The following is a 24200-nucleotide window of genomic DNA, read 5'->3' as shown; positions in this document are numbered from 1 at the left end:
GGAAGGTTCAGCCCAGAAACACGCCCATGATCACCATCATCAGGCCAATCACAGACAAGAACAGTGCCCCCAGATTGATCGGTACGACGCGTTTGACCGCAGCGCGAAGCTCGTCATCCGACAGTTGGGCGCGTTTCGCGGCCGCAACCTTGAAAATGCACCATATCAAGCCACCCAAACCGGCAACCGATACAACTGCCCCGCTCCAGATCAGTCCCTGCATTTCCATAGCTCCTGTTTCGCGCCCCCGCCTTACAGCATCGCCGCGCGCCCCGCAACGCGGCGACTTTTCGCATCATCGGCCTTGCAGGGCGAAGGCACGGACGCTAGGGAAGAGCATCCAACCGGAGGCCGGAAGATGAACGATACGATCAGCGATGCAACCTACCGCGTGACCGCAGACGAACTGCGCGCATTCATTGAGCGTTTCGAGCGTCTTGAAGCCGAAAAGAAGGATATTGCCGACCAGCAAAAAGAAGTGATGGCCGAAGCCAAAGGGCGCGGCTATGACACCAAGGTGCTTCGCAAGGTCATTTCCCTGCGTAAACGCGACAAGGACGACATCGCCGAAGAGGAAGCGGTTCTGGAAATGTACAAAGCCGCTCTTGGAATGGTCTGACCAGTATCGCAGAAACCGATTTCTCAGGCGTTTTCAAGCATGCAATTCACGGCGTGATCAGGGTCACGCCAGGCATGCGCTGGATCGCAAATACATCTTCCTCGTAGATTTCGGTCAACTGGCCGATCAGATCAACGGTCCAGCCCGGAAGATCGACTTCTTCCTCGATCTCCTCGTCCAGCGCATACTTATCCAGAAACGCCGCAATCACGCGCCTTTTCTGTATCTCGGTCATCACGGGATGGGTTTTCAGATAGGCGCGGAAGCGTGACATGCCTGTGGGCGACATGATCTCGGATAAAAGATCAAACCCCCCCGTGATTTTCGTATTTGCCTCCAGCCCCGCCATCTCGCGGATCAGATGGGCCCAGATCAGGGGCGTATCCTCGTTGCACCACACCGTCATGGCGACGTCGGGCGCTGCCCTTTGCAACCGCGACAGCAATTCCGACCATCGCAAATCGCGTGGGTCTGTCCCGTCCAGAAAACCGGCAAGATCGGTGTCGGGCGCCAGGGCGAATGCCGCGGGTACGAAAGTCGCAGGGTCGCGCAGGCCAAGGCAAAGCTCGATCTGGTCGGGCGCAAAAAGCTGGCGCAACCGCATCAACTTCTGCTCGGCCCCGGGATAGAAAACGCCCTTGCCGACCGACAGTTTCGGCACGCCAAAAAAATTGTCATTGGACAGGATCATCCGTTCGGGCGTCTCCCCGTCCAGCATCGCATCCAGCAGCACAGCGCGCGCGTCATCGGACAGATCACTTTCAGCCATTGCGTGCAACGTATCGCGGATCAGCCGTCGGTAGCGCGAAGGCCCTGGCACAGCGACACCAAGCGCGCCGAACGCCTCGACGTTCTTCAGCATACATTTGATCAGACGGTCTTCGTCTGTGGCATGGACCCCGGCATGAAGTACCAGATGCATATTCTTTTTCTCTTGCTTTACTCGACAGTTGCGCTGCCGACTATAAGCTCTTTTCTGGACAGTTGAACCGGTTTCGGGCATTCAGCACCGGCAATGTGACAGGCAGGAAACGACCGATCAACATGAGCGATCTCACGGCCCCCCCCAGAACACGACCACAATGGCAGCGTCGGTTTGTCCAAAGCCTGAGCCCGTGGTCGTTCGGGGCGCTACTGATTGCCGCTATCGTTCTGTTGCCGATTCTGTCGGTCGTCTGGATCGCCCTCACGCCAGGCGACAACATCTGGCCGCATCTGATTTCTACCACCTTGCCACGCTATCTGACCAACACCGCGATTTTGATGGGCTGCGTTGGTCTGCTGTCAGGGCTGGTGGGAACGGGGGCTGCATGGCTGATATCACGCTACACCTTCCCGTTCTCGCGCTGGCTTGAATGGTTGTTGCTGCTCCCCTTGGCGATCCCTGCCTATGTCGGAGCCTATGCGCTGGTGGATATGTTCGAATATGCAGGCCCTGTGCAGACAGGATTGCGTCAGATGATGGGCTGGACAACGTCGCGCGACTATTGGTTCCCGCAGATCAGATCGATCGGCTCGGCTGTCGTGGTGTTGACCGCCGCGCTCTATCCTTACGTCTACCTGCTGGCGCGCGCCGCCTTCCGCGAGCAATCTGCCGCCTCGGAAGAGGTGGCGCGCTCCTTGGGGGCAGGGCATTGGGGGCGTTTTGCACGCGTGGGCCTGCCACTGGCACGCCCTGCCATTGCCGCAGGCATTGCCATCGTTATGATGGAAACCGTCAATGATTTCGGCGCGGTCGATTACTTTGCCGTGCAAACCCTGACAACCGGCATCTTCAGCGTCTGGCTGGAAAGCGGCAATGCCGCAGGTGCTGCGCAGATTGCCAGTGTCGTGCTGGTGCTGGTCATCTTTCTGGTCGGTCTCGAAAAATCCAGCCGCCGTCGCATCCGCTTTTTCAATCTGTCGATCCGTCACCGTCCCGTCGATCGGATCACCCTGCGCGGCTTGCCGGCCATGATCGCGACAGCCCTGTGCTTTTTTCCGTTTGCCTTGGGTTTCCTGCTTCCCGCGAGCGTGATCCTGTCACACGCGCTGGGCAGGGCCGAGCGTTGGGCCGATCCGGCGCTGCTCAGCGCGCTTTTCAACACGGTCACGGTCGGCGGTATCGCAGCTGTGGTGACCGTTCTGGCCGGCGTGTTCATGGTTTACGGTGTCCGGCTGTCGGGTCGCAAACTGCCAAGGATTCTGCTGCCACTGACGACCATCGGCTATGCCGCGCCGGGGGCTGTTCTGGGGGTCGGCTTGCTGATTCCGCTGGCGGCACTGGATCACCGTGTCGCCGATGCGATCGAACTGGTCACCGGCGTGGATGTGGGCCTTTTGCTGACAGGCTCCGCCACGGCGCTTGTGCTGGCCTATACCGTGCGCTTTTTCGCGATAGCACAGGGTGCGGCAGATGCGGCGATGGGGCGTGTTTCGCCCAGCCTGCCGATGGCGGCCCGTTCTTTAGGGCGCACGCAAGGACAGGTGTTGGGGCAGGTCTATTATCCCTTGATCCGCGGCTCGATCGCCTCGGCGCTACTGCTGGTTTTTGTGGATTGCGTCAAGGAACTGCCCGCAACCTTGCTGTTGCGCCCTTTCAACTACAACACGTTGGCAACGCGGGTCCATGATCAGGCGAGCCTCGAAAATCTGGGCGACGCATCCCCCGCAGCGATCCTCGTGATCCTCGTCGGCCTTGCCGCAGTAGGTTTTTTAGCCCGCGCCAACCGATAGGCACCAAACCCTCTTGCAAGCGCCCCGAGGATTGCGTAAAGCGCGTCGCAGTGCCCCTATAGCTCAGCTGGTAGAGCAACTGATTTGTAATCAGTAGGTCCGCGGTTCGAGTCCGTGTGGGGGCACCACTAATTCAGCTAACTCATTGGTATCGCCCGAGGATCGCGAGCTTGCGCGGGAGAACGAACGGCTTCGGCGCGAGAACCGCATCCTCAAGGAGGAGAGGGATATCCTAAAAAGAGGTAAGGAGGATCAGAAAACGATCCGGGGGATCGTTTTTCCGACGGCACCGACAAGTGATCATACGTTGAGCGTCGCCCCGAACCTGCTGGATCGCGACTTCAGTGCGGTCGGGCCGAACGAGAAATGAGCGGGCGATATCAGCTACATCTGGACCCGCGAGGGCTGGCTGTATCTGGCAGTCATCCTGGACCTGCACTCCCGTCGTGTCATCGGCTGGGCCGTGAGCAATCGGATGAAGCGTGATCTGGCGATCCGGGCCTTGAAGATGGCCATTGCCTTCAGGTCGCAGCCCAAGGGCTGCATCTTCCACAGTGATCGCGGCAGCCACTACTGTTCGCGTTCGCCATTGGGCTTGAACCAATGGCGCCTTCAGTGGCTCACTACCAGAAGATCCTGCGTGAACACGGCTTCCGGGTCTCGATGAGCGGAAAAGGCAATTGCTATGACAATGCGGCCGTCGAGACCTTCTTCAAAACCATCAAAGCCGAACTGATATGGCGGCGGTCATGGGCAACAAGGCGGCAAGCCGAGATGGCGATCTTCGAATACCTCAATGGCTTTTACAATCCGCGTCGGCGGCACTCAGCATTGGGCTGGAAAAGCCCGGTCGCCTTCGAACGAAAAGTCGCCTAAACGAGCACTTGGGGCGGCACAAATACGCGACAGGTCCAAGGTCAACGATCACCTCCCCAGCGCCCTCTCGGGTGACGCTGAAGGTGTGGCTTACGGTTTCGCGCTGGGCGAGGAGTTCAAAGCGGCCAAGGCGAAAGGACAGATAGCACATGAGGCAGGCTCCTGATGAGGTTGGGCACCCTAAATCTGAACAAAGGTGGTGCTGACCCCCTCCTGAATTATGCCGCGCACCCGGTTCAACCCATTGTTTTTACGTTGCTTATAGAGATTTCCCGCAGGTGGAGCTGATCTGGTTCCATGCAAGCTTGCACTGAGGTGGGCATGGGGTGCGCGCGGGCCGCTATATCTATCTCCCGGGTTTACATTTTTGCGATCATTTTTCTTCCCTAAATAGAAGAAATCTGTTTTTTTGGTGCGTATACTTTGCCTATGCGAAGAACTTGTCAGTGCCTATCAATAGCTTGGCATCACAGCTTTTGTATATAGGGGAATTCATTATGGAATTGCGATATGCTGTCTTCAACGCGGCCTTAAAGGCCAAAGAGCCCTTTTCTCGAAAGCAGCGTCAGGATAGGATGCAGTTTTTTATAACGAAGATGGGAATTCAAGGCGGTGAAAGGATTATTGATCTTGGCGGCTCTGCCGCTTTCTGGGGTGATTGTCCGCTGCCGCTAAATTTAACTATCGTAAATTTGCCTGACGCACTGGTTAAAGTAAATCCAAACGGACACCACAATGTAAATTTTGTTGAAGGAGATGCTTGTGATTTACCTCTCATTTTGGATGGAAGTTTCGACATAGCCTTTTCAAATAGCGTAATTGAACATGTTGGGCCAATCGAAAATCAGATTGCGTTCGCTAAAGAAGTTCAACGCGTAGCCCCTCGCTTTTGGGTTCAGACGCCTTCAATTTGGTTTCCAATAGAAGCTCATAATCACATGCCTTTTTGGTGGGCTTACCCAGAACCGTTAAAGCGGAAATTTATTTCCCGATGGAAACAAAAGCTTCCCGCATGGACCGAGATGATTGAAGGAACAACCGTGATCAAGCGCAAAGACTTGGAAAAGATGTTTCCGACTGGGAATATTTGGACGGAACGCTTTGCGGGATTTCCAAAATCCTATGTGATCTTTTCGTAGCTTGGTTGAGCTTTCTGCGCGCGATAAATCGGAAAAGTGACACTATCCCAGTCTCCTTCTTGTCACGGGGGCACATGTCTTGTCACGGAGGCACATGTCGGGCACCTTTAAGGACACATTCGGGAACAGCCTCTCGGCTAAGTACAAGAAAACAAGTGATGAACCGGTCGGTTTGATCCTCACCCGTCCCGTGTGGGGGCACCACATTCACAAAAGCAGCTGTAAACGAAATGTTGCGCTGGTTCTGGTGCACGCAAACACGTGCTTTGCTCCCTGTCCCCCGTTTCACTGCCGCCGAAGCAGTCCGCTGCGCTGCGACAAGCGACCTATGTCTGTTGCCCAGCCGCGCGATCCATAACCTCGATTCCGAGGATCGTGGGCAGGTGGCGGGCGGATTCCTGCCAAGTGTCGCCCTCATCGGCACTGACGAAGACAGAGCCGCTATTCGTGCCGAAATAGATGCCCGCAGGTTCCCGTGTGTCGCCTGACATGGATTGGCGCAGCACTGTGAAGAAGCAGGCCTTTTGCGGCAGGCCGGTGCGCAGATCCTTCCAGCTTTGCCCGCCATCGCGTGACCGCCAGACAGCGGCTGCAGCATCCGGAGGAAATCGGCCCTCCATGTCGCCGTTCAGGGGGAGGGTTCAGATCGTGTCGGGATCACGCGGATGCACGCGGATCGGAAAGCCGAAGGTCGAGGGCAGGCCTGCAGTGATATCATCCCAACTGCGCCCGCCATTCGCAGACCGCCAGACCCCGTGATGGTTCTGCTGGTAGAGCACGTCATCGGCCCCCGGCGCGCGCATCATGCTATGCACGCAGTGACCTGTTTCACCGTCGCGCGGTGCGGACGGATGGTCGTAATGGGCACAGGACCCGGCATTGGACAAACGGTTCAGGCCCAGTACCCGTCGCTGCCACCACCGGCCCAGTATGTCCCGGTCACCGGATCACCGACAGCATGGCTAATAGGCCAGCCATCACAGAACGGACCCGAAACTTGCCAGTCCTGACGCGCTCTTTTGTCTGACACCACGAACAGGCCCTTCGTCGTACCGACAAGTATATCAAGTCTGTCCTGATCCATGTGGCATGCCCCCGCACATTGCGCGGCAAGCTAACATAGAAAACACAATTTTTTTAGAAAGACGTCGCTATGCGCGGTTGCCCGCACAAGCCGTCGCGCAAGGCCGCGACCCTGCGGCCGCTCAGTTCTTATAGGGCTGGTGAGGCGCGCTTTGGGCAAGTTCGTCGGCAACGCTTTCAAGCAGACGCAGGTTTTCCTGTGTAACGGATTTCACCTCGATCTGGATCGCGGCTGCGGGAAGACCGGCCACACGCAGAGGCAGGGCTACGGCTATCTTGTCGGCGTCCCAGACGATCCCTGCGGCTTTCAACTTCTTCAGCAGTTGTGCGTGACGTCCCGACTGGATCTGGTGACGCTCGTCATCGCCGCAGACTGCCAGAAACTGCGTCAGGTGCCGGATCTGGTCGGTCGGGCTCAGCCCGATCTGTGCGGCGATTGCGATCCTGTCATCTGTCAGTGAACGATCCGGCTGAACATATCCTGTTGTCGAGGTGGATTCGAGAATGGTGAAGCACCCCAAGGCGGTCAATGCACCGATCTCAATATGGAAAGGGCCAAGGCGGGCAAGGCGATGGAGCAGGGTATTCGCCTCTGCCGCGCCATGATAGGATTTATGCGCGGATTGTGCCAGCGTGCCGAAGAGATGCGATGCCTCGAACGCATTATCGCCCATCCGCATACGGACCCAGCCGCGCGATCTGAGGGTATTCAGCGCGCGCCAGATCGCGGCCCTGCTGATGGGCAACAATTCGCAAAGCCCGCCAAGCGTGACAGGGCCGTGCAGCAAGATGCTCTCCATGACCAGCAGCACGCGTGCCGTAGGCCCTTCGGCATCGAGGATCGAGAAACGGTCAGGCTTTGTCATGGCGCAACCATCCCGTGGTCAGCCGGCAAGCCGCAGGTCGGATGTGTCTGTGCACTGCATGCACAGCACCATCGCGTCACGCGCTTTCAACGTCATACGGGCGCTCGCGCCGTGGGTCCTGAAACCGTTATTCGCCAGTTCAGGGAACAGGGTCAGGATTTCCAAGCGGGCTACCTGCGACAGGCGATCCCAGTTCTGTGGCTCCAGATGCAGGCTTTCGGCGGGGCAGCCTTCGGCGAAAACGATTTCATGGGTGTCAAACAGCATCTGATAGTAGGCGACATCGCCGCCCTCGATGCGCGTGATCGTGCCATCATTGACCAGATGCTGGGCAGCCACCAAAACCTCACTCTCTCCAAACAACAACTCGGCCTGCCAGCCGGAAAGCAACATACGGTGCTGGGGACATACAAGCAAATCTCTCACATTCGTCAACACGCCTTTGCGGAATCGAACGGGTGCGAATTTTCCTGTCGCGGGCACATGTTTGGTTCCGATCCAGCGTATGGGTTGGTAGCCTTGGTCCATCGTCATCACAAGATCGCCGACTTTGAGGTGTTCGATAGGAACCAGACCGCCCTTGCAGGACATGCGTGTGCCCGCCGCAAAGCACATGATACCGCTGTTTTCGCCGACCAGTTCCGCGTCGGATACAGCGGTGCTGGCATCATGGATGTGCACAGAACATGCCTGATCCAGCGCATTTTCAGCCAGTCCGGCGCGCATCCAGTTCAGCGCCGAGCTGTTTTGTTGCGCGGAGTTGCCTGTGCTGAAATCGTCGCCACGGGTTACTAGAACCTTGTTCATTGCATACACCATTGAAATGCAAGCGTTGCATCCGAGGCTGCGACCAGCGCCACAAGCCTCCTGTCGAAGGATCGCATCAGGGGATTTGTGTCAGATGAACAGACGACGGTTGTGCAGGTATCCATCGCGCCAGCGACACATGCATCGTTCCGCCCGATCTGGGCAAGACCGGACGCGTGGCCAGGCAATCGGCAAATGCGGGAAATGCAGATCGCTGCGCGCGGCGTTTTGCACAACAGCACGCGACCGGCGCGCGCCGTTGTGCGGTCCGCCATATAATCGGAACGCGAACTGGAAAAAAAACGGACGGCGGCTGTCATTACTCGCTAAACCGGTTGTCACTCGAACACCTTGGCTTCTAACTTCCAAAGCGGGCGATAATTGGACGGAATCACCACCGTTCTTGTATCTTTCGAGAACGAGCCTGCCGACGTTTGGTGCGAAAATCGCCGTTTTGCAGAGGGAAGTTGCTGCTGTGTCATAGCAATCGGGAAACAATGCGTTTCGGGCTATCCAGAGCAGAATGCGCTTTTCTCCCGATTTTCTGAGCCGGTAGTTTTGTGAGCTTTGATCACTAAATATCTAATAAATATATAATAAGTCCAATATTTTGGTTTTGCAGGCCGTGAATGACGTCTGCACAATCCCGCGATCCTGACGCAACTGTTCCAACATCCGAACAGATCGAAAACTGGATTTTCTACAGTCATCTCGCTCAGCGAAACGGGGGGCTGGATTCCTCTTTGGATCGCATATTATTACCGAAAGTGAACACCGAATCTCTTTCGGTCGAATGACGTCATCTGCGTCCCGTTCGGGGCAAAGTTTAACTTGTGTGATTTTAACGATGAGCAGGGACGTCGCGCCGTAGCGTCCTGCCGTGTATGCGAAGGAATGCTGCGAGATGGTTCTCAATCTGATTGGTCCGTATGATCCCAAATCCTCGGTTCTCGCTGGGCGCGTCTTCACAGACGACAACGCGGACAACACGGAATCAAACGGAACAGGTGGTTTCGAAGCCGGAATAGCTGGCCTTTCCGTCAGGCTGCTGAATTCCTCGGGTCAACTGATCAAGACCACGACGACTGATGCACTTGGCAACTACGCGTTCACGCAACTGGCGGAAGGCACCTACTTCGTTCAGTTTCCAACCAGTGTTGGTGATCTGTCACTGGTCGAGAAGGATATCGGCAACTTTAGCGAAGACAGCGATGCGGACCAGACGACAGGCAAGACAGTTGCCATCCATGTTCCCAAAGCAACCACAGTGAACAATATTGATGCGGGTTACAGGGATTTGACGCCTCCGGACGGGATCGTTTCGGGCACATCCGGCAATGACCTGATCGACATCAACTACATTGGCGACCCCGATGGCGACCAGATCGACAACAACGACGCGATCCTTCCGGGCCAAAGTGGTGATATGGACGTCGTGGATGCCGGCGCGGGCAACGATACCGTCGTTGCAGGTGAAGGCAATGACACGGTTTTTGCGGGTGACGGTGACGATTCCGTCTTCGGCGGCGATGGAGATGACCTGATCCTTGGCGACACCGGCTTGAGCAATACGACTTTTGCTGCACCACTGTCCCTGCAGGCCCAGAACGTCGTCGCAGGCTCGCAGACCGGACATGACGGTGCCGCTGTTGTGGGTAATTCTGTATTCTATAACAACGTCTCCGTAACAGAAGACGGTCGCGCCGTGATGGCCAAGCTTGTACTGGTTGATGCGAGCCCCAGTCTCGCGATCGACCTGACAGGTGGCGCAGGGTCCGAAATCCTGTTGAACGGCAATAATGACCGCTCAGACGGCGGCAAAACAGCCTCTTTCCGTCTTGAGTTCTATGACCAGATCACCGGACAGCCCGTTGCGATTTCCTCAGTGGCTACATTTGGCGATCTGGATCGCACCGCGACCCCCGAAGGCGTCACAATTCCGTCCGAACAGTTTTTTACTTTCGGCACGTCCTCGAACACATCGCTGGATGTCACCTCGAATGGCGGCACAGTCTCTGCCTTCGGCACAGAAGAAAACGATCCCAGCGATCAGGATGCTTGGTTCTCGGCAGCTTTCGAGAACCGGGCTTCCATTGAATTTACCCTGACGACTCGGGATCAGAACTCGGGTTTCACGCTGAACGGATCGGTGATCGACCAACCGTTCGTGACCTTGCTTGATGCGCCGGGCAATGACGTTCTGGATGGCGGTGAAGGCAACGACACCATCTTTGGCGAAGCAGGCAATGACACGCTTCTGGGTCAGGCTGGCAATGATAAACTGGTCGGCGGCGTGGGTGATGATGAAATTGACGGCGGTGCCGGCAATGACACGATCTATGGCGACGATCTGAGAGCCGGCGCGCCGGTCACAGGCACTCCCCCGGGCGAGATCCAGATCGGGAACATAGCAGGCGCCAACTACACCCTGCTGGTCTGGGATCTGCAGCAGGTGTCGGTGACCAATGCCGCTGGCAACAAAAACCCCTTTCCGGATGATGCTTCGGGCGAGGACGATGTCGTCGGCAGCACATTTACATTGTCCGAAACCGGCATCCCCAAAGCGGTGGGCATCAAGGATGGTGACAACAGGTTCGATGATGGCCCCGGCTTTCAGGACTTGAGCTTGCCTATCGTTCTGAACGGAAATTCGGGCAAGGCAGGCGACCGTCTGACGCCGGAATATTCCTATTCCGTGCAGGATTCCGCAGGTCAGATCATCAATATCTATGCGGTTGAACTGGATGGCAACGATGCGGTCGGTTTTGTCAGCGACAAGCCGATGGTGCAGGGCGAGACCTATACGTTCCTGGGCCGCACCGACACCTATCCCGAGGTAAAATATTCCCAGCTTGCCACCAGCTATTTCACGCAAGGCACTTCCGGCAATGATCAGGACGGTCCCGAAGATGCCGTGGCAGCCGGTAACGATCTGATTTACGGCGGCACAGGTGACGATCTTGTTTTCGGTCAAGGCGGCAATGACATTATCTTTGGCGGCAGCGGCAACGATACGATCTACGGGGACGAGCCGGTTGACGGGCTTCCGGGTGATACAGGAACACCGGACACGGGCGAAGTCGCCATCGACGCCGTCGCCGGTGCCAAATACACGTTGCTTGTTTGGGACCTGCAGCAAGTGTCGGTTGACAATGCATCCGGCAACAAGAACCCGTTCCCGAATGACACAACCGGCGAGAAATACGTTGTCGGCAGCACCTTTACCCTGTCCGAAACCGGCATACCCACAGCGGTCGGCATAAAGGATAGTTTCAACTGGTTCGACGATGGTGACGGAACGCAGGATCTGAGCCAGCAGGTTGTGCTGAACGGCATCTCGGGAAATGCAGGCGACCGTCTGACGCCGGAATACTCTTACTCTGTGCAGGGTTCCGCGGGACAGGTGATCAATATCTATGTCGTGGAACTCGACGGCAACAAGGCCGTCGGTTTTGTCAGCGACAAGCCGATGGTGCAGGGCGAGACCTATACATTCCTGGGACGCACCGACACCCATCCCGAGGTGAAATATTCCCAGCTTGCCACCAGCTATTTCACGGCGGATGGCACAGGCGGCAATACCGGTGGTGGCACGCCGCCTGCCATCGGCGACGACCTTCTTTTCGGTGGCGATGGCAACGACACTGTTTTTGGCGGTGCGGGCAATGATACGGTTTCTGGTGAGGATGGTGCCGACTCTCTTTTCGGTGGCGACGGGCGTGACCTGTTCGTCGGTGGCACGGCGGGCGATGTTGTCGATGGCGGTTCGGGCGGAGATGATGTCGATACACTGGATCTGTCGGGCTCCGGTCCCTTGCGCATCATCAACCAGACGGTCGATCCGGACGGCAACTCGATCTCCGGAACGGTAGAGTTTCTGGACAATGCCGGCAATGTGACCGGCGCGATGACCTTCTCCGAGATCGAACAACTGATCCTGCCCGAAAACAGCCCGCCTGAGGCGCAGGACGATACGATCTCGACGGATGAGGATACGCCGGTCACGATCGACGTGCTGGCCAATGACAGCGATCCGGACAGTGATCCGCTGACGATCACGGAGGCGACAGTGCCTGCGGATCAGGGCACGGTCACGATCGTGGACAACCAGTTGGTCTTCACCCCGGCGCAGGACGTCAACGGTCCGGTCGAGATCAGCTATACGGTGACCGATGGCAATGGCGGGACGGATACGGCCACGGTGACGGTGGATGTGACGCCGGTGAACGATGATCCGGTCGCGCAGGACGACACGGCGAGCACGGGCTTCAACACGCCGGTCACGGTGGATGTGCTGGCCAATGACACGGATGTGGATGGCGATCCGCTGACGCTGCTCGATGCGACAGTGCCTGCGGACCAGGGCACGGTCGCGATCGTGGACAACCAGATCGTCTTCACCCCCGCGACTGGTTTCTCGGGCCCGGCCGAGATCTCCTATACGGTGGATGACGGGGCCGGCGGCACCGACACCGGCACGCTGGCCGTCGAGGTGACAGCCCCCAACTTCATCGTTGAGGGCACGCCAGAGGGTGACCTGATCGATGTCGACTATCTTGGCGACCCCGAAGGCGACCGTGTTGACGCCGGTGACAACGAGGAAGGCGATGACGACGATATGATCATCGCCGAAGACGGCAGCGATACCGTTTTTGCGGGTCTGGGCGACGATACCGTCTTCGGCGGCTCTGGTCAGGACGAGATCTTTGGTGGTCCGGGCAATGACGAACTTGATGGCGGATCGGGCAGCGACACACTGTTTGGCGGTGACGGCGACGACACGATCAATGGCGGTTCGGGCAATGACAGCATCAGCGCGGGTGACGGCGAGAACCATATAAATGGCGGTGTTGGCGAGGATACGATCAATGGCGGTGACGATAACGACACCATCTTCGGTGGCGGGGATAATGACAGTATCCGCGCAGGGGCTGGTGACGACGTTGTCCATGGCGATGACGGGAACGATACGATCTTCGGCTTCGAGGGCAGTGATCAGGTCTACGGTGGCGATGGAAATGACGTCATCAATACCCGTACCTCGGAAGGAACCGGCGTTCCCGATCAGGGCCTAAACTATCCGGATGATCCGAGTACGCCTTTTAATGAGGCCCTGCTCAGCTATCCGTCGGATACCGATTCCGAGAATGATCGTGATCTGGTCTTTGGGGGCTCTGGCAATGACACAATCCTGACAGGCGATGATCAGGACACGATCTTTGGCGATAGCGGCAGTGACAGCATTGATGCCGGTTTCGACGATGACTTTGTCTATGGCGGGGCAGACGACGATACCATTGAGGGCGGCGAAGGTGCCGACACGGTCTATGGCGAGGCTGGCGATGACGTTATCTATGGTGGTCTGTCACCTGATGTCATCGGCGGGATTGGATCGGCGATCTATGATCTCGAAGACGAGGGGATCAACACTCCTGTTGATCCGAACACCGGCAACAACACCGATCTGCTATTTGGTGGCGACGGAAATGATCGGATCTTCGGGCAGGACGATGCGGATCAGCTCCATGGCGGAACAGGCAACGATACGCTGGATGGCGGTATTGACGACGACCTGCTATTCGGGGACGAGGGTGACGATCTGCTGATCGGTGGTCAGGGCAATGACACGCTGGATGGCGGTGAAGGCGTTGATATCCTGACAGGTGGTACGGGGCCGGATGTCTTTATCGCGGATGGTACTGCTGATCTGATCACTGATTTCAATACCACCGAAGGTATCGGCAATGACGTTCAGACCGACAATGACTTTGTCGATCTGTCAGCATTCTACAACGACACGACGCTGGCCGCATGGAATGCTGCCAACCCGACGCAGCAATATTCAACACCGCTGCAATGGCTGCGGGCCGAACAGACAACGGGCGTTTTGATGTCAGCGGGCGGGTTGCTGATCCAAAATGCCGGTGTCGCTGTCGCAGCGGCGGCGTTGAGCCAGGAGAACACCTCGGTTGTGTGCTTTGTCGCGGGGACGCTGATCACCACCAAGCAGGGGGATGTGCCTATCGAGACCCTGCAGGTGGGCGACATGGTTGTGACAAAAGACCATGGCTATCAGCCTGTCCGCTGGATCGGTTCGACAAAGGTTCAGGCTACGGGCAGATTGGCGCCTATCCGGTTCCGAAAGGGGGCGCTGGCCAATGATCGCGACCTGCTGGTCTCGCCGCAGCACCGTATGTTGCTGAGCGGATGGCAGGCGGATCTTCTATTCGGTGTGAACGAGGTTCTCGTGGCGGCCAAGCATCTGGTCAATGACGGGTCGATCACGCGGGTGGAAGGCGGCGAGGTGGAATATTTCCACATGATGTTCGACGAGCATGAGATCGTCTATGCCGAAGGTTGCCAGTCCGAAAGCTTCCATCCGGGGCATGAGGGTTGGGGGGCATTGGCCGAGGAAACACGTGCCGAGATCATCGCCCTGTTCCCGCAACTGGCGACCGAGGCCTTCCGTGCCTACGGCTTCGGCGCCCGTCGAACCCTCAAACAGAGCGAGGCCAAGATGGCTGTTGAAGCAGGTTGCTTCATTGATCAGGCCTGACAAAAGGAACCGGCCGCCCGGAGGGTATCCAGGCGGCCGGTGAACAAGTTGATGCTTGTGAAAACGGTGGCCACAGAGCGCAGTGTGCAGCGGACGGGCCGCGCTGAAACCGTTATGGACAGGCGGATTAGTGGATTTCAGGGCAAATGTGGCGGTATCCTGCCAAGTTTTGCGCTGAAACACAGAGTTTGCCCCAAAAGACCAGATTTTGGCCCAACCTCTGACAAGGTCCCGATCAAGGGTGTAACACGACCCGGATACCCAAGGGCTAGAGGAGTTGACCATGAACGATCGGGCTGCTTGGTATCATACCATCCCTGCCGGTATTGTCGGACAATTCCCCAATCGGAAACACGGTTTGCGGGCGCTGGCATTGGCCGTTGCATCGGCGGCCGCGTTGGGTGCAGGGACTGACACATTGTATGCGGGGCAGGATGCTTTCCTGACGGCGCGTATGACGGTTTCATCGCCTGCCGGTGCCAATGATCTTTGCCAGCGCTATCCTTGGGCCTGTATGCGATCCGCCGGCTTGGTTAGAATTTCAGGCAAACAACTTGATTATGCGGTCAAACTGAACCGTCAGATCAACCGCCAGGTGCGCGCGGTCTCGGATCAGGCGCAATACGGGCGCACGGAATACTGGTCTTTGCCGACAGGCCGAGGAGGCGATTGCGAGGATTTCGCGCTGCTCAAGAAGAAGCATCTGATCGCGGCGGGTCTTGATCCACAAGCTTTAATGGTGTCGACCGTTCTGGACAGGAACCGCAACGCGCATGCCGTTCTGGTGATGCGGACCGTACATGGTGATTACGTTCTGGATAACCTTCGCAACGATGTGAAGCACTGGCGTCAGACAGGCTATACATTCCTCAGGATGCAGGACCCCACTGATCCCAGGAAGTGGACGGCTGTGATTGATGGCGGCATCATGCGCAATGACAATGCGGTGTCCACATCGCGGTTGGTGCCGACAAGTCTGCGGCCTAACTCCAACTGACCCCAAGGCGCACATGCCTTAGCGCTATGATGAACTTTGATAGCTTTTGAAAAACGGCCCTGTCTCCGTTCAGTGCTCGGCGGGCTCATTGCTTTGTGTGGCATCAAGGGGAGGCGCCTCGGCGCGCGTCCGAATGGCGCTGGATTGCGCATCATCTGGATCTTCCAACCAAGCCGGGATATCCACTAAAAGCGCATCATAGCATTCCAGTCGTGCCGCGGCATCGGGGGCCTCGGCGCAATCAAGGTAGCGGTCCAGAAAGGCCCGTTTGATGCCTTTGTGATCCTGTGCTTGGGCAGAGACAATATTGGGAACAACCAGCATCACACAGATCGGCAGGACGCAGCCGATCAGAAAAAATAATCCCTTACTGTGCATGGTTTTGTCCCTCTTGGGCGGGCCCGGTTAGACTAATTGGATGATTGTCTGCTTTTGCAATCAGAGACTGAAAGCGGCGAACTCTTTTGGTGCGCGATGCGGTCAGAACATATCCGTTCGCCGCACCGCGCATGTTCTGCCACGCAACCAACATCTTAGAGCAACGCGGTGTGGAGGCTAGCGTCTGTCAAACAATGGGCCGACCTCACGTCTTGGTAGTCCACTTGAGATGATGTCGACCACATTACGCCGATGGAGTTGGGACTTGAATTCGAAAACTCGGACTCCGCACACTCGCAGAAGTTACAGCCTTCTCCATGTTACTAAACTTTGGGTTTACGGTCGGGTTTGGGTTTATGGTCGGGTTTGGGTTTGGGTTTGGGGTCGGGTTTGGGTTTATGGTCGGGTTTGGGTTTATGGTCGGGTTTGGGTTTGGGGTCGGGTTTGGGTTTATGGTCGGGTTTGGGTTTGGGTTTGGGGTCGGGTTTGGGAGAGGGTTTGGAATTGGGTTTGGGATTGTCTTTGACTTTGACTTTGCCGCCTCCGCCCAACCGACCGCTGTTCAATCCGCTGTCTCTTCTGCCAGCTGCCGGCGATGCGATCGACGCCGTCCCATAGTCAGCAAAGGCCAGTGCCAGTTCGGGGCATTCCTCTAGCCAGATGGCAAGGTTGCGGTCGTAGTTCGGATTGCTGCGGATCTGGGCGACAAGTTCCGGTGTGAAATCGTCAGAGTTCAGGTCGCAGAAGGGCACGCCATTCTCGGCAGACTGCGCAGCAGAAAACTTGTCAAAATACATATCCGCAACAATCGGCACAGGCTGAGGTTGAGCACAGGCAGCAGCAAGCGTCAAAATGCTGCCTGCCGAGAGAGTTTTCAAAAGGGTTTTTGGTGTGGTGAACATCTAAGTCACTCCCGTCAAAAGTCTGGAGACTAAGCTCGCAAGTCGGGCATTCATCTCATAGCGGGATTATCTACCAATAAGGCTGGTGAATGAAAATTGAATTGTGACGCGAAAAAGGCAGTTATAGCCTTGGAGAAAGCTAAATATTCAAGGAAAAAACTACCTAAAGTATATTTCTATATTTGGTGCGTTGTGCTGTTAAAGTTCCCAACGCGGACGCGGATCGCGTTACACGAAACTTCAAAAAATCACAGCAAAGCAAGGGCCTAAAGAATACTTCGAATGTTGTCTCATGCCCCGGAAAGATGCTGGCACACATGCTTTTGAGATGTGTGGCAGCTTGGATTGTGGCAAATTTTAGGTAGCTTTTTCAATTGCAAGATTGATGGGTCAGCGCTGTCTGTCATGGCTGTACCGTGCTTTTATTGTCACTCAATCGTGGTCAATAAAGGGGAAATCGTGCCATTCGACAGATCGAGTCTGAGCAGGCTTTCAATGAGGGGGGGGGTGCGCTGCCAACAGCCAGCATAAAATCACCTTTAAGGCGACTTTACGATTTCCGGTTCAGGCCTTCTGCTGCAGGATGTTGCGCATATCCGCCCCGCACGAGCCCGTGACGCTTCACCAAGTCGGGTTTGAGACGTTAATGTGAAATGGAAATATCCAACGCTTTGATCACAGCAGTTCTTCCAGAGCGTCCAGCAAGGCCTCGATATCGGGTGCGATCGTGCTCCAGCTCCGCAATGGCTCGTCCGTGCCAAGGTCGGACTTCAGGCGCTGTTCGACTGATCGGGCGCGATCGCCAATATCGGGGTAACCCAATGTGCCCGCGACACCCGCAATCTTGTGCGAGATCTGCGCGATCTCGGTAAGGGAGGGAACGGGTTCCTCGCCCTTATGCACGGCTTCCTTCAGCGCTTCGATGCGCAAAATCCTGTCTGTCGTCAGATTGACAAAGACCTGATGCGCTGCGTGCAGCATGTCCGGCAGTCCGTCTGGCACCTTTCTGGCAGCGTTGGCGTTCATCCCCGTCAATCCCTTTGCTTCTGTGGGCTAAAGCCTTCCTCCAGCCCGATTTGTGCAGACATACGTGCACGGTCCAGAAGCGACGAGATTTCGGCGCGCTGGCTGAATATACTGGCCGATACCGGCGTCCCTACCTGAATGACAGGGCTTGGCAGGCTAAGGCTGGAATAGAGTTTCTGATAGCTGCCAACACCGGCGCGGACGTCTTCCTGCAGGCGCCGCGGATCGCTGACAGCTGTACGGTTGGTCAACACAACAAAATCGCCCTGTCCGGCATGTGCCATGCTGAAGGGGGATGTCTTGAGCGTCTCGGCGATCACCGTGGCGATATTCGCAAGATAGTCGATATAGCCGACATGATCGGTCAGGCGGAAGGCCTCGGCGGCATTGGTCACCGTAAAGCCGATCGCGGCGTGACCGAACAGTTGAAGACGGTTAAGCGTCAGCAGATGGTTCTGCATCGCCAGATATTCCACCATCCAGTTCGCGCTGATCACCGAGAGCGGCGCGTCGAATTTGACCTTCGACTTCGGCAGATCGGACCAGGATTTCAACTCGTCCAGCAGGTCAAGCGCGCGCTGACGTTCGTCGACCAGTTGGCGCATCACCTGAAGGCGCGCGCGCAGTTCGATTTCATCCAGCGGTTTGGTGAAATAATCGGTAGCGCCTGCAGCGAAAGCCCCGTCAACGAAATGCTTGTCGGCGAGCGACGTCACCATGATGATCGGTGTCTTGCGATAGACAGACATGGCGCGGATTCGGCGGCAAAGTTCGACACCATCGACCTCAGGCATCTCGATATCGAGGAGGAAACCGTCGAAAAGCTGCGGGCTGTTGCGAATGACTTTAAGCGCCGCACTGGCCGAGGGAACGCTCGTGACGTCGTGATAGCCAAGCTGTGCCAGCGTGCCCTGCAACACCATCTGGAAGGCTTTGTCGTCGTCAACTGCAAGTATCCGAAGGTCTTTCATTCTGCCAATCCTCGATCATCTATTTCGTCTCAAGGTGCCAACGGAATATGTCGGGAGTAGGGCAAATTTACAGCATTTTTCAACCTATAGGATACCGTTTTCATGGGTGTGCGACCTGTTTGCCATAACCCCTTCAATCACCCCAACGAATTCCGCGCCGCGGATCGGTTTCGGCATGATAATATCCGAGTGGCAGCCCGAAGGCGGCTGGCGCAACGCTTCGGCTTCGGCTGTGAAACGGATCACACGGGTATCCCTGTTACAGGAATTGCCGGCCCTGAGATGCCGGATCACACGGTCGCCGTTGATGTGGGGCATGTTCTGATCGAAAATCATCAGATCATAGGGTTGCTTCAGCGCGGCCTCCAAAGCTTGGCGTCCGTCATCTGTCACTGTCACATCAATACCAGCAATCCCAGACAGCAGCGATCTCACGATCTGCTGGGTCACTTCGTCGTCTTCGGCTAGAAGGATCTTGAAGGTCATTTCAACTTTTCGCCATAATAGTCAATTCGCGCCGGCGCCCATCATTGCAGGACCCGACGTTTTTTTGCAATGACCATAGTTAAACCCCGACTTTCGGGCAAAAGAAAGAAAATCCTCTGACCATTGTTGACGTTTTTTAACGCTGCACACGCACCTGTTGCATGACGATCAACCAAGGCGTGCAGAAGCTATTGTTAATCCTGCGTCAGGGTCAGGATTGCATGTAACAATTCGGCGCGCTTGAACGGTTTGGCCAGATGCGTGTCAAAGCCAGCAATCAGATAATCCGCCACCTGATGCGGCATTGCGTTCGCCGTGACAGCAATAACCGAGACGGGTGACACACCTCTATGGTATTCTTGGTCCCGTATCTCTCCCAGAGCCGTGACGCCGTCCATGACAGGCATCGAAATATCCATCAGGATGATATCGAAAGGCCTGCCATTCTCGGCACTGGTCGACCATGCGTCGACAGCTTCACGCCCATTTTCAACCATTACGATGTCCATGCCGGTCCCGCTCAGCATTTCCTCGATCACGATACGGTTGGTCGGATTGTCATCCGCGACCAGTGCCCGCAGATGCGCCAGACAGATATTCTGTTCCGCAATCTGGGCAACGCGTTCTCTTTCGGGCGCATGTGGCATTTCTGCTGCGGGAAGGGGGAGCCGCACACGGATCGTTGTGCCCATGCCCGGCTGGCTTTCGACGGAAATCTCGCCCTCCATCAACGCAACCAACTGGCGCACGATAGACATACCCAAGCCGGTGCCACCGAAACGCCGTGTGATGGTGCCATCGGCCTGTTCGAAACTATCCAGAATACGCGCCACCTGTGTTGCGGACATGCCCATGCCGGTGTCGCTGACCTCGATGTCCAGCGGATCACCAGGCTGGCACTGCATGGTCAGCGTTACCGAGCCTTTGTCGGTAAACTTGATCGAGTTGTGCAGCAGGTTGTTCAGGATTTGGCTGATCCGGTGGGGATCGCCCAAGACCGGCAGCGCGCATCCGCTGTTTGTATGAACGCGGAATTCCAGCCCCTTCTCTTCGGCGCGGATCGCGTTTAGCGCCTCGACCGGTTGGGCCAGGTCGTTGACAATGAAAGGGACTTTCTCGATCTCCATTTTGCCGGCTTCGATTTTGGACATATCGAGGATGTCATTGAGAATGCTGAGAAGCATCTCGCCGGAACTGCGGATCGTACCGATCATACGGCGCTGGCGATCTTCGGTCAGCGTACCTTCCAGCACTTCGGCCATGCCCAGCACGCCGTTCAACGGGGTCCGGATCTCGTGGCTCATATTGGCAAGGAACATGGACTTCGATTTGCTGGCTTCTTCGGCCTGGATACGCGCCTGTTCCAGACGCAGGTTCGTCGCCAGTTCCTCGGTGATATCGTTGAACGAGGTCACAACGCGCATTTCGTTGCCCTCGCCCGTAAAGGCGACCGCATTGACCGAGATGAAGCGCTTTGTGCCGTCGTCCCATTGGATGGCAAAACGGACGTCGCGCACGGGTTTGCCTTCGGATATCGCGCGCGAGAAGGGCAACTCTTCGTCCGGAATAGGCGAGCCATCCAGACGGCTGGAGCGCCAGACAGGTGCGTTATAAGTCAGATCCGTCATGTTGTCGCGCGTGAGGCTTAGGATGCGCTCGGCCTCGCTATTGGCATAGATGATACGGCCTTCGCCATTCATCACGACGATGGCTGCAATGCTCGCATCCATGACCTGTTCAAGAAAGCCTTTGCCAGCCTCAAGATCCTGCTCCAACTTCTTGCGGTCCGAAATATTCAGATGCACACCGCCGATCACTTCGGGCGAACCGTCGGGACCGAAACGGGTAATCTGGCTGCGGGACAAGATCCATATCCAGTGACCGTCACTATGGCGCATCCGGAATTCGCTTTCGGCCATGGCGGTCGCGTTTTCGCTGCCGACATGACCGAGATTGTCAAAGATCTGCAGATCGTCCGGATGAACCAGAGTACGGAAACTTGCCAGATCCATGGTCGGCGTCTGGCTTTTGTCGTAACCAAGGATTTGGCGCCACTCGCCGCCCACGGTCAGGCGGTTCGATGCGGCATTCCATTCCCATGTACCGATTGCGGCCCCTTCCATGACCTTGGTCAGTTGCTGTTCGACCTCGTCACGGTCTTTCAGCGCATTGGTCAGTTCCGCATTGGCCGCATCAAGGGCGATAATCTGGTTGCGTTTGGTGGTGATGTCGATGGCCACAGTGATGCAGCCGCCATCAGAGGTGCGGACATTGATTCGCCGGACCCAACGGCCATCGGGCAGGGCCACCTCGTCTACAAAGCGTGGCTGTGCGTAGATACGCAGCCTTTCAGCCAAAACCGCGTCGATATCGGCCCCGTCTCCGCCACCCGGCAATACGTTGATCTCAAGCCCGCGTCGGAGGATACCCTCCAGCGTCGCACCTTCAACGAGGATCGGATCGAGGCCCGGAAACATCTTGCGATAGGCGTAATTGGCGATGACCAGCTTATCCTCTGAATCAAAGATCACGACACTGTCGGGCAGCGCATCAAGCGCATTCTCAAGCCTTTGACGCATGGCCGTGGCTTCGGCAGCAAGCCTGTTGACTTCGATACGCTGGCGCTTGTGTTCGGTAATGTCGGTCTCGACGGTGACATAGCCCTGCAACGCCCCGTCCACGCCGAACAGCGGCTGGACGTTGAAGTCGATCCAGTAGCGATTGCCGTGGCGATCCTTGTTGATGGTTTCGCCGCGGAAAGGCTCTTTTCGGGCAAGCGCTTCTTGCAACGCGTCATCTACGGCGCTGTCGCTCTCGGGGCAGCGAACCAGATCCTCGAACAGCGCGCCGCGCACCTCGTCCAGCGTCCAACCGCATTTTTCGCTGAAGGCACGGTTGAACCAGACAATCCGTTGTTCACGGTCGACAACAACGACGAAATTCGTCATCGCCTCGACAATCTTTCCCATCTTGAGCAATTCTTCACGCTGTGCCGTATCGTTTGTCACGTCCCGCACAACAAAGATTGCACTGGTCATTCCCTCGGGCAGGGGGGAATCCTTGCGCGCGCCTGCAATCTCGAATGCATAGCGCTTCCCGTTTATTTCGAGGGGATAGCGCAGACCGGTTATCGCGCCCTCGGCAATCACCCGTTCAAGCGCGTCATGGGCGATTGCGGCCACGTCGGGCGGCAGAACATCGTCGATTTTCTTGCCGGCAAGTGGCCCCTCGACCGGCATCTGCATATGTTTAGGTCCGGCCAGAAAGCCGGTGTACCGGCCCGTGGCGTCGATTTCGAACAACAGGTCTGGCACCGCCGCCATGATTGCCTCGAAGCGATTGGCGGTTTCGCGCGCCTCGGTTTCGTTCCGGCGCAGTTCGGTTACATCCGATCCCATGCCGCGATAGCCCAGGAATGTTCCTGCTGAATCGAAAATCGGGGATGCGCTGAACCGAAAATAGATCGGGTCACCCTCAAGGTTGGGGGCTTTGTAGATCACGTTGCGGAATGGTTCGCGCGCTTTCATCTTTTGGGTGATCAAGTTGAAGCCCGGCTCGTCAGGATCAATGCCGGCATCGCGCGCGACGTCCATCCGCAAGCGACCCAGAAAGAAATCAACACCGACGCCAAAACGCTCTATATTATGTGAGATAAAGGTATACCGGCCTTCAGCGTCCTGTTCCCATACCCAGTCATCACTGATCTTTGCCAGATCATGCAGGCGCGACGCCACCGCGTCGCGTTCTTCCGAGGCCTGCGTCAAAGCCATCCGCGCGTCGGCCAACTCGGCTTCGCGGTTCTTCCGCTCGCTGATATTACGGATCAGGAACAGATAGCCACCCGGATCGTCCTGCCCAAGCCCCTCACGCAGCGACACCGAGACTTCGACCCAGCTTTGCGGATCGTCCAGGTGCAGCAATTGCTCGACACCGGTTATGACCTTGCCTTCCCGAACCTCGGCCATCATGCGGCGACGTTCGGCTGCGATCTCGGGGCGCAGCACCTCTTCCAGAGTTTTTCCCAGAACCGCGTTCGGCTCGTAGGCCCACCCGTGATTGAGCGTATGATGCGATCTGCGATAGATGCCGTCGTGATCCACTTCTAGTAGCAGATCGGGCAGGGCGGCCAGCGTCAGCTCCAGTTTGTCCTTGGTCCGCTCAAGGTCTTTTACGGCCTCTTTTCGCATCAGCGCAGATTGGATCAGATCCGCAACGGCCCGCAGCATCTTGATTTGGTCATCCGTGAACGGTGCTTCCACTTTCGTGCGGTCCAGCCCGGCAAGGCCCACCAGACGATCGTCTTCAAGGATCGGGACGACCATCACGGACAGGATGTCCTGCATCTCGAGCGTCGCCTTTTCAGGGGCTTCGTCGGCCAATGCACGCACGGCTGGAATGTGAACGACCTTGTCCGCGTCCAGCGTCGCCTGCCAGCCATCAATGACGCTGATGGGAAGACCCTGCAGCTTGTCGCGCATCGGCTCTACGCCCTGCGCCACCCATTCGTGTGTATTGTCCATCACCTCGTCTGAACGGAAAAGAAAGACATATCCACGATCCGCCTCGCAGATCTGCGCCATACCGCCAAGAACCCGCGTGATCGCCGTGTCCAGATCTGCTGCCGGCGTTCGTACAAGTTCGTTCAGAAACGAAATGACGATGGTTTCCTGCTTCAAGCCTGTCCCTCCCGCCGGGGTTCGAGGGTAAATGCAACGCTGTGCGTCACCCTTGACAACCACATCCCCTTGTCAGTCGCTGCGTGATAGCCCTGATGTGATG

At 56.8% G+C, this 24200-nt stretch carries 18 protein-coding genes, 1 tRNA gene and 1 pseudogene; 7 read left to right on the top strand and 13 right to left on the bottom strand.

From position 1 onward, the window contains the following. Positions 1 to 7 precede the first annotated feature (7 nt). Positions 8 to 223, bottom strand: coding sequence for a hypothetical protein (locus K7H22_RS07120; protein ID WP_230800043.1), 216 nt, complete (start codon positions 221 to 223; stop codon positions 8 to 10). A gap of 135 nt (positions 224 to 358) precedes the next feature. Here K7H22_RS07120 and K7H22_RS07115 point away from each other — a divergent pair, with 135 nt between their 5' ends. Continuing rightward, complete coding sequence (locus K7H22_RS07115; protein WP_230800042.1) at positions 359 to 619, top strand: DUF2312 domain-containing protein; 261 nt, start codon at positions 359 to 361, stop codon at positions 617 to 619. 46 nt (positions 620 to 665) lie between these two features. On the opposite strand, the gene K7H22_RS07110 is transcribed toward K7H22_RS07115, so the two are convergent. After that, the gene (locus K7H22_RS07110; protein ID WP_230800041.1) at positions 666 to 1541 is read right to left on the bottom strand and encodes a hypothetical protein; all 876 of its coding nucleotides are present in this window, start codon (positions 1539 to 1541) and stop codon (positions 666 to 668) included. A 122-nt stretch (positions 1542 to 1663) separates the two neighbouring features. Between K7H22_RS07110 and K7H22_RS07105 the strand changes: the two genes are divergently transcribed. From K7H22_RS07105 to K7H22_RS07090, 4 genes and pseudogenes are all read left to right on the top strand, one after another. Continuing rightward, positions 1664 to 3334 carry an ABC transporter permease gene (locus K7H22_RS07105; RefSeq protein WP_230800040.1) on the top strand — a complete coding sequence of 557 codons (1671 nt, stop codon included), beginning with the start codon at positions 1664 to 1666 and terminating at the stop codon, positions 3332 to 3334. A 52-nt stretch (positions 3335 to 3386) separates the two neighbouring features. Then, positions 3387 to 3462: transfer RNA gene (locus tag K7H22_RS07100), tRNA-Thr, on the top strand. After that, positions 3459 to 4210 (top strand): annotated as a pseudogene (locus K7H22_RS07095) (IS3 family transposase); the annotation flags it as partial. The gene K7H22_RS07100 and the pseudogene K7H22_RS07095, both read left to right, overlap by 4 nt. Positions 4211 to 4707: 497 nt before the next feature. Next, positions 4708 to 5349: a class I SAM-dependent methyltransferase gene (locus tag K7H22_RS07090; RefSeq protein ID WP_230800039.1), complete on the top strand. Its 642-nt coding sequence runs from the start codon at positions 4708 to 4710 to the stop codon at positions 5347 to 5349. Positions 5350 to 5675: 326 nt separating this feature from the next. Here K7H22_RS07090 and K7H22_RS20170 read toward each other — a convergent pair whose 3' ends face one another. From K7H22_RS20170 to K7H22_RS07075, 5 genes are all read right to left on the bottom strand, one after another. Then, positions 5676 to 5969: a hypothetical protein gene (locus tag K7H22_RS20170; protein WP_330165843.1), complete on the bottom strand. Its 294-nt coding sequence runs from the start codon at positions 5967 to 5969 to the stop codon at positions 5676 to 5678. 21 nt (positions 5970 to 5990) lie between these two features. Beyond that, entirely contained in the window at positions 5991 to 6164 is a 174-nt protein-coding gene (locus K7H22_RS20165) for a hypothetical protein (RefSeq protein ID WP_330165842.1), read from the bottom strand. Between the two features lie 77 nt (positions 6165 to 6241). After that, positions 6242 to 6433, bottom strand: a complete 192-nt coding sequence (locus K7H22_RS20160) for a hypothetical protein (protein ID WP_330165841.1) — start codon at positions 6431 to 6433, stop codon at positions 6242 to 6244. A gap of 121 nt (positions 6434 to 6554) precedes the next feature. Further along, complete coding sequence (locus tag K7H22_RS07080; protein WP_230800038.1) at positions 6555 to 7298, bottom strand: helix-turn-helix domain-containing protein; 744 nt, start codon at positions 7296 to 7298, stop codon at positions 6555 to 6557. 18 nt (positions 7299 to 7316) lie between these two features. After that, a complete protein-coding gene (locus K7H22_RS07075) occupies positions 7317 to 8105 on the bottom strand; it encodes a Hint domain-containing protein (protein ID WP_230800037.1) in 789 nt (262 codons plus the stop codon). Between the two features lie 904 nt (positions 8106 to 9009). Between K7H22_RS07075 and K7H22_RS07070 the strand changes: the two genes are divergently transcribed. Both K7H22_RS07070 and K7H22_RS07065 read left to right on the top strand, forming a co-directional pair. Then, positions 9010 to 14661, top strand: coding sequence for a Hint domain-containing protein (locus K7H22_RS07070; protein ID WP_269063041.1), 5652 nt, complete (start codon positions 9010 to 9012; stop codon positions 14659 to 14661). A 283-nt stretch (positions 14662 to 14944) separates the two neighbouring features. After that, complete coding sequence (locus K7H22_RS07065) at positions 14945 to 15658, top strand: transglutaminase-like cysteine peptidase (RefSeq protein ID WP_230800036.1); 714 nt, start codon at positions 14945 to 14947, stop codon at positions 15656 to 15658. A gap of 69 nt (positions 15659 to 15727) precedes the next feature. Here K7H22_RS07065 and K7H22_RS07060 read toward each other — a convergent pair whose 3' ends face one another. From K7H22_RS07060 to K7H22_RS07035, 6 genes are all read right to left on the bottom strand, one after another. Continuing rightward, positions 15728 to 16036, bottom strand: a complete 309-nt coding sequence (locus K7H22_RS07060; protein ID WP_230800035.1) for a hypothetical protein — start codon at positions 16034 to 16036, stop codon at positions 15728 to 15730. Between the two features lie 323 nt (positions 16037 to 16359). Beyond that, on the bottom strand, positions 16360 to 16938 hold the full coding sequence (locus K7H22_RS07055) for a hypothetical protein (protein ID WP_230800034.1): 579 nt from the start codon (positions 16936 to 16938) through the stop codon (positions 16360 to 16362). A 675-nt stretch (positions 16939 to 17613) separates the two neighbouring features. After that, positions 17614 to 17964: an Hpt domain-containing protein gene (locus K7H22_RS07050; RefSeq protein ID WP_230800033.1), complete on the bottom strand. Its 351-nt coding sequence runs from the start codon at positions 17962 to 17964 to the stop codon at positions 17614 to 17616. 5 nt (positions 17965 to 17969) lie between these two features. Then, the gene (locus K7H22_RS07045) at positions 17970 to 18935 is read right to left on the bottom strand and encodes a response regulator (protein WP_230800032.1); all 966 of its coding nucleotides are present in this window, start codon (positions 18933 to 18935) and stop codon (positions 17970 to 17972) included. 84 nt (positions 18936 to 19019) lie between these two features. After that, entirely contained in the window at positions 19020 to 19421 is a 402-nt protein-coding gene (locus K7H22_RS07040) for a response regulator (protein ID WP_230800031.1), read from the bottom strand. Positions 19422 to 19615: 194 nt separating this feature from the next. Further along, on the bottom strand, positions 19616 to 24097 hold the full coding sequence (locus tag K7H22_RS07035; RefSeq protein WP_230800030.1) for a PAS domain S-box protein: 4482 nt from the start codon (positions 24095 to 24097) through the stop codon (positions 19616 to 19618). Between the last annotated feature and the right edge of the window lie 103 nt (positions 24098 to 24200).

The organism is Seohaeicola saemankumensis (assembly GCF_021021435.1).
Taxonomy (GTDB): domain Bacteria; phylum Pseudomonadota; class Alphaproteobacteria; order Rhodobacterales; family Rhodobacteraceae; genus Seohaeicola.
Note: the sequence above shows the minus strand (reverse complement) of the source record. Positions and strands in the feature narration are given on the sequence as shown.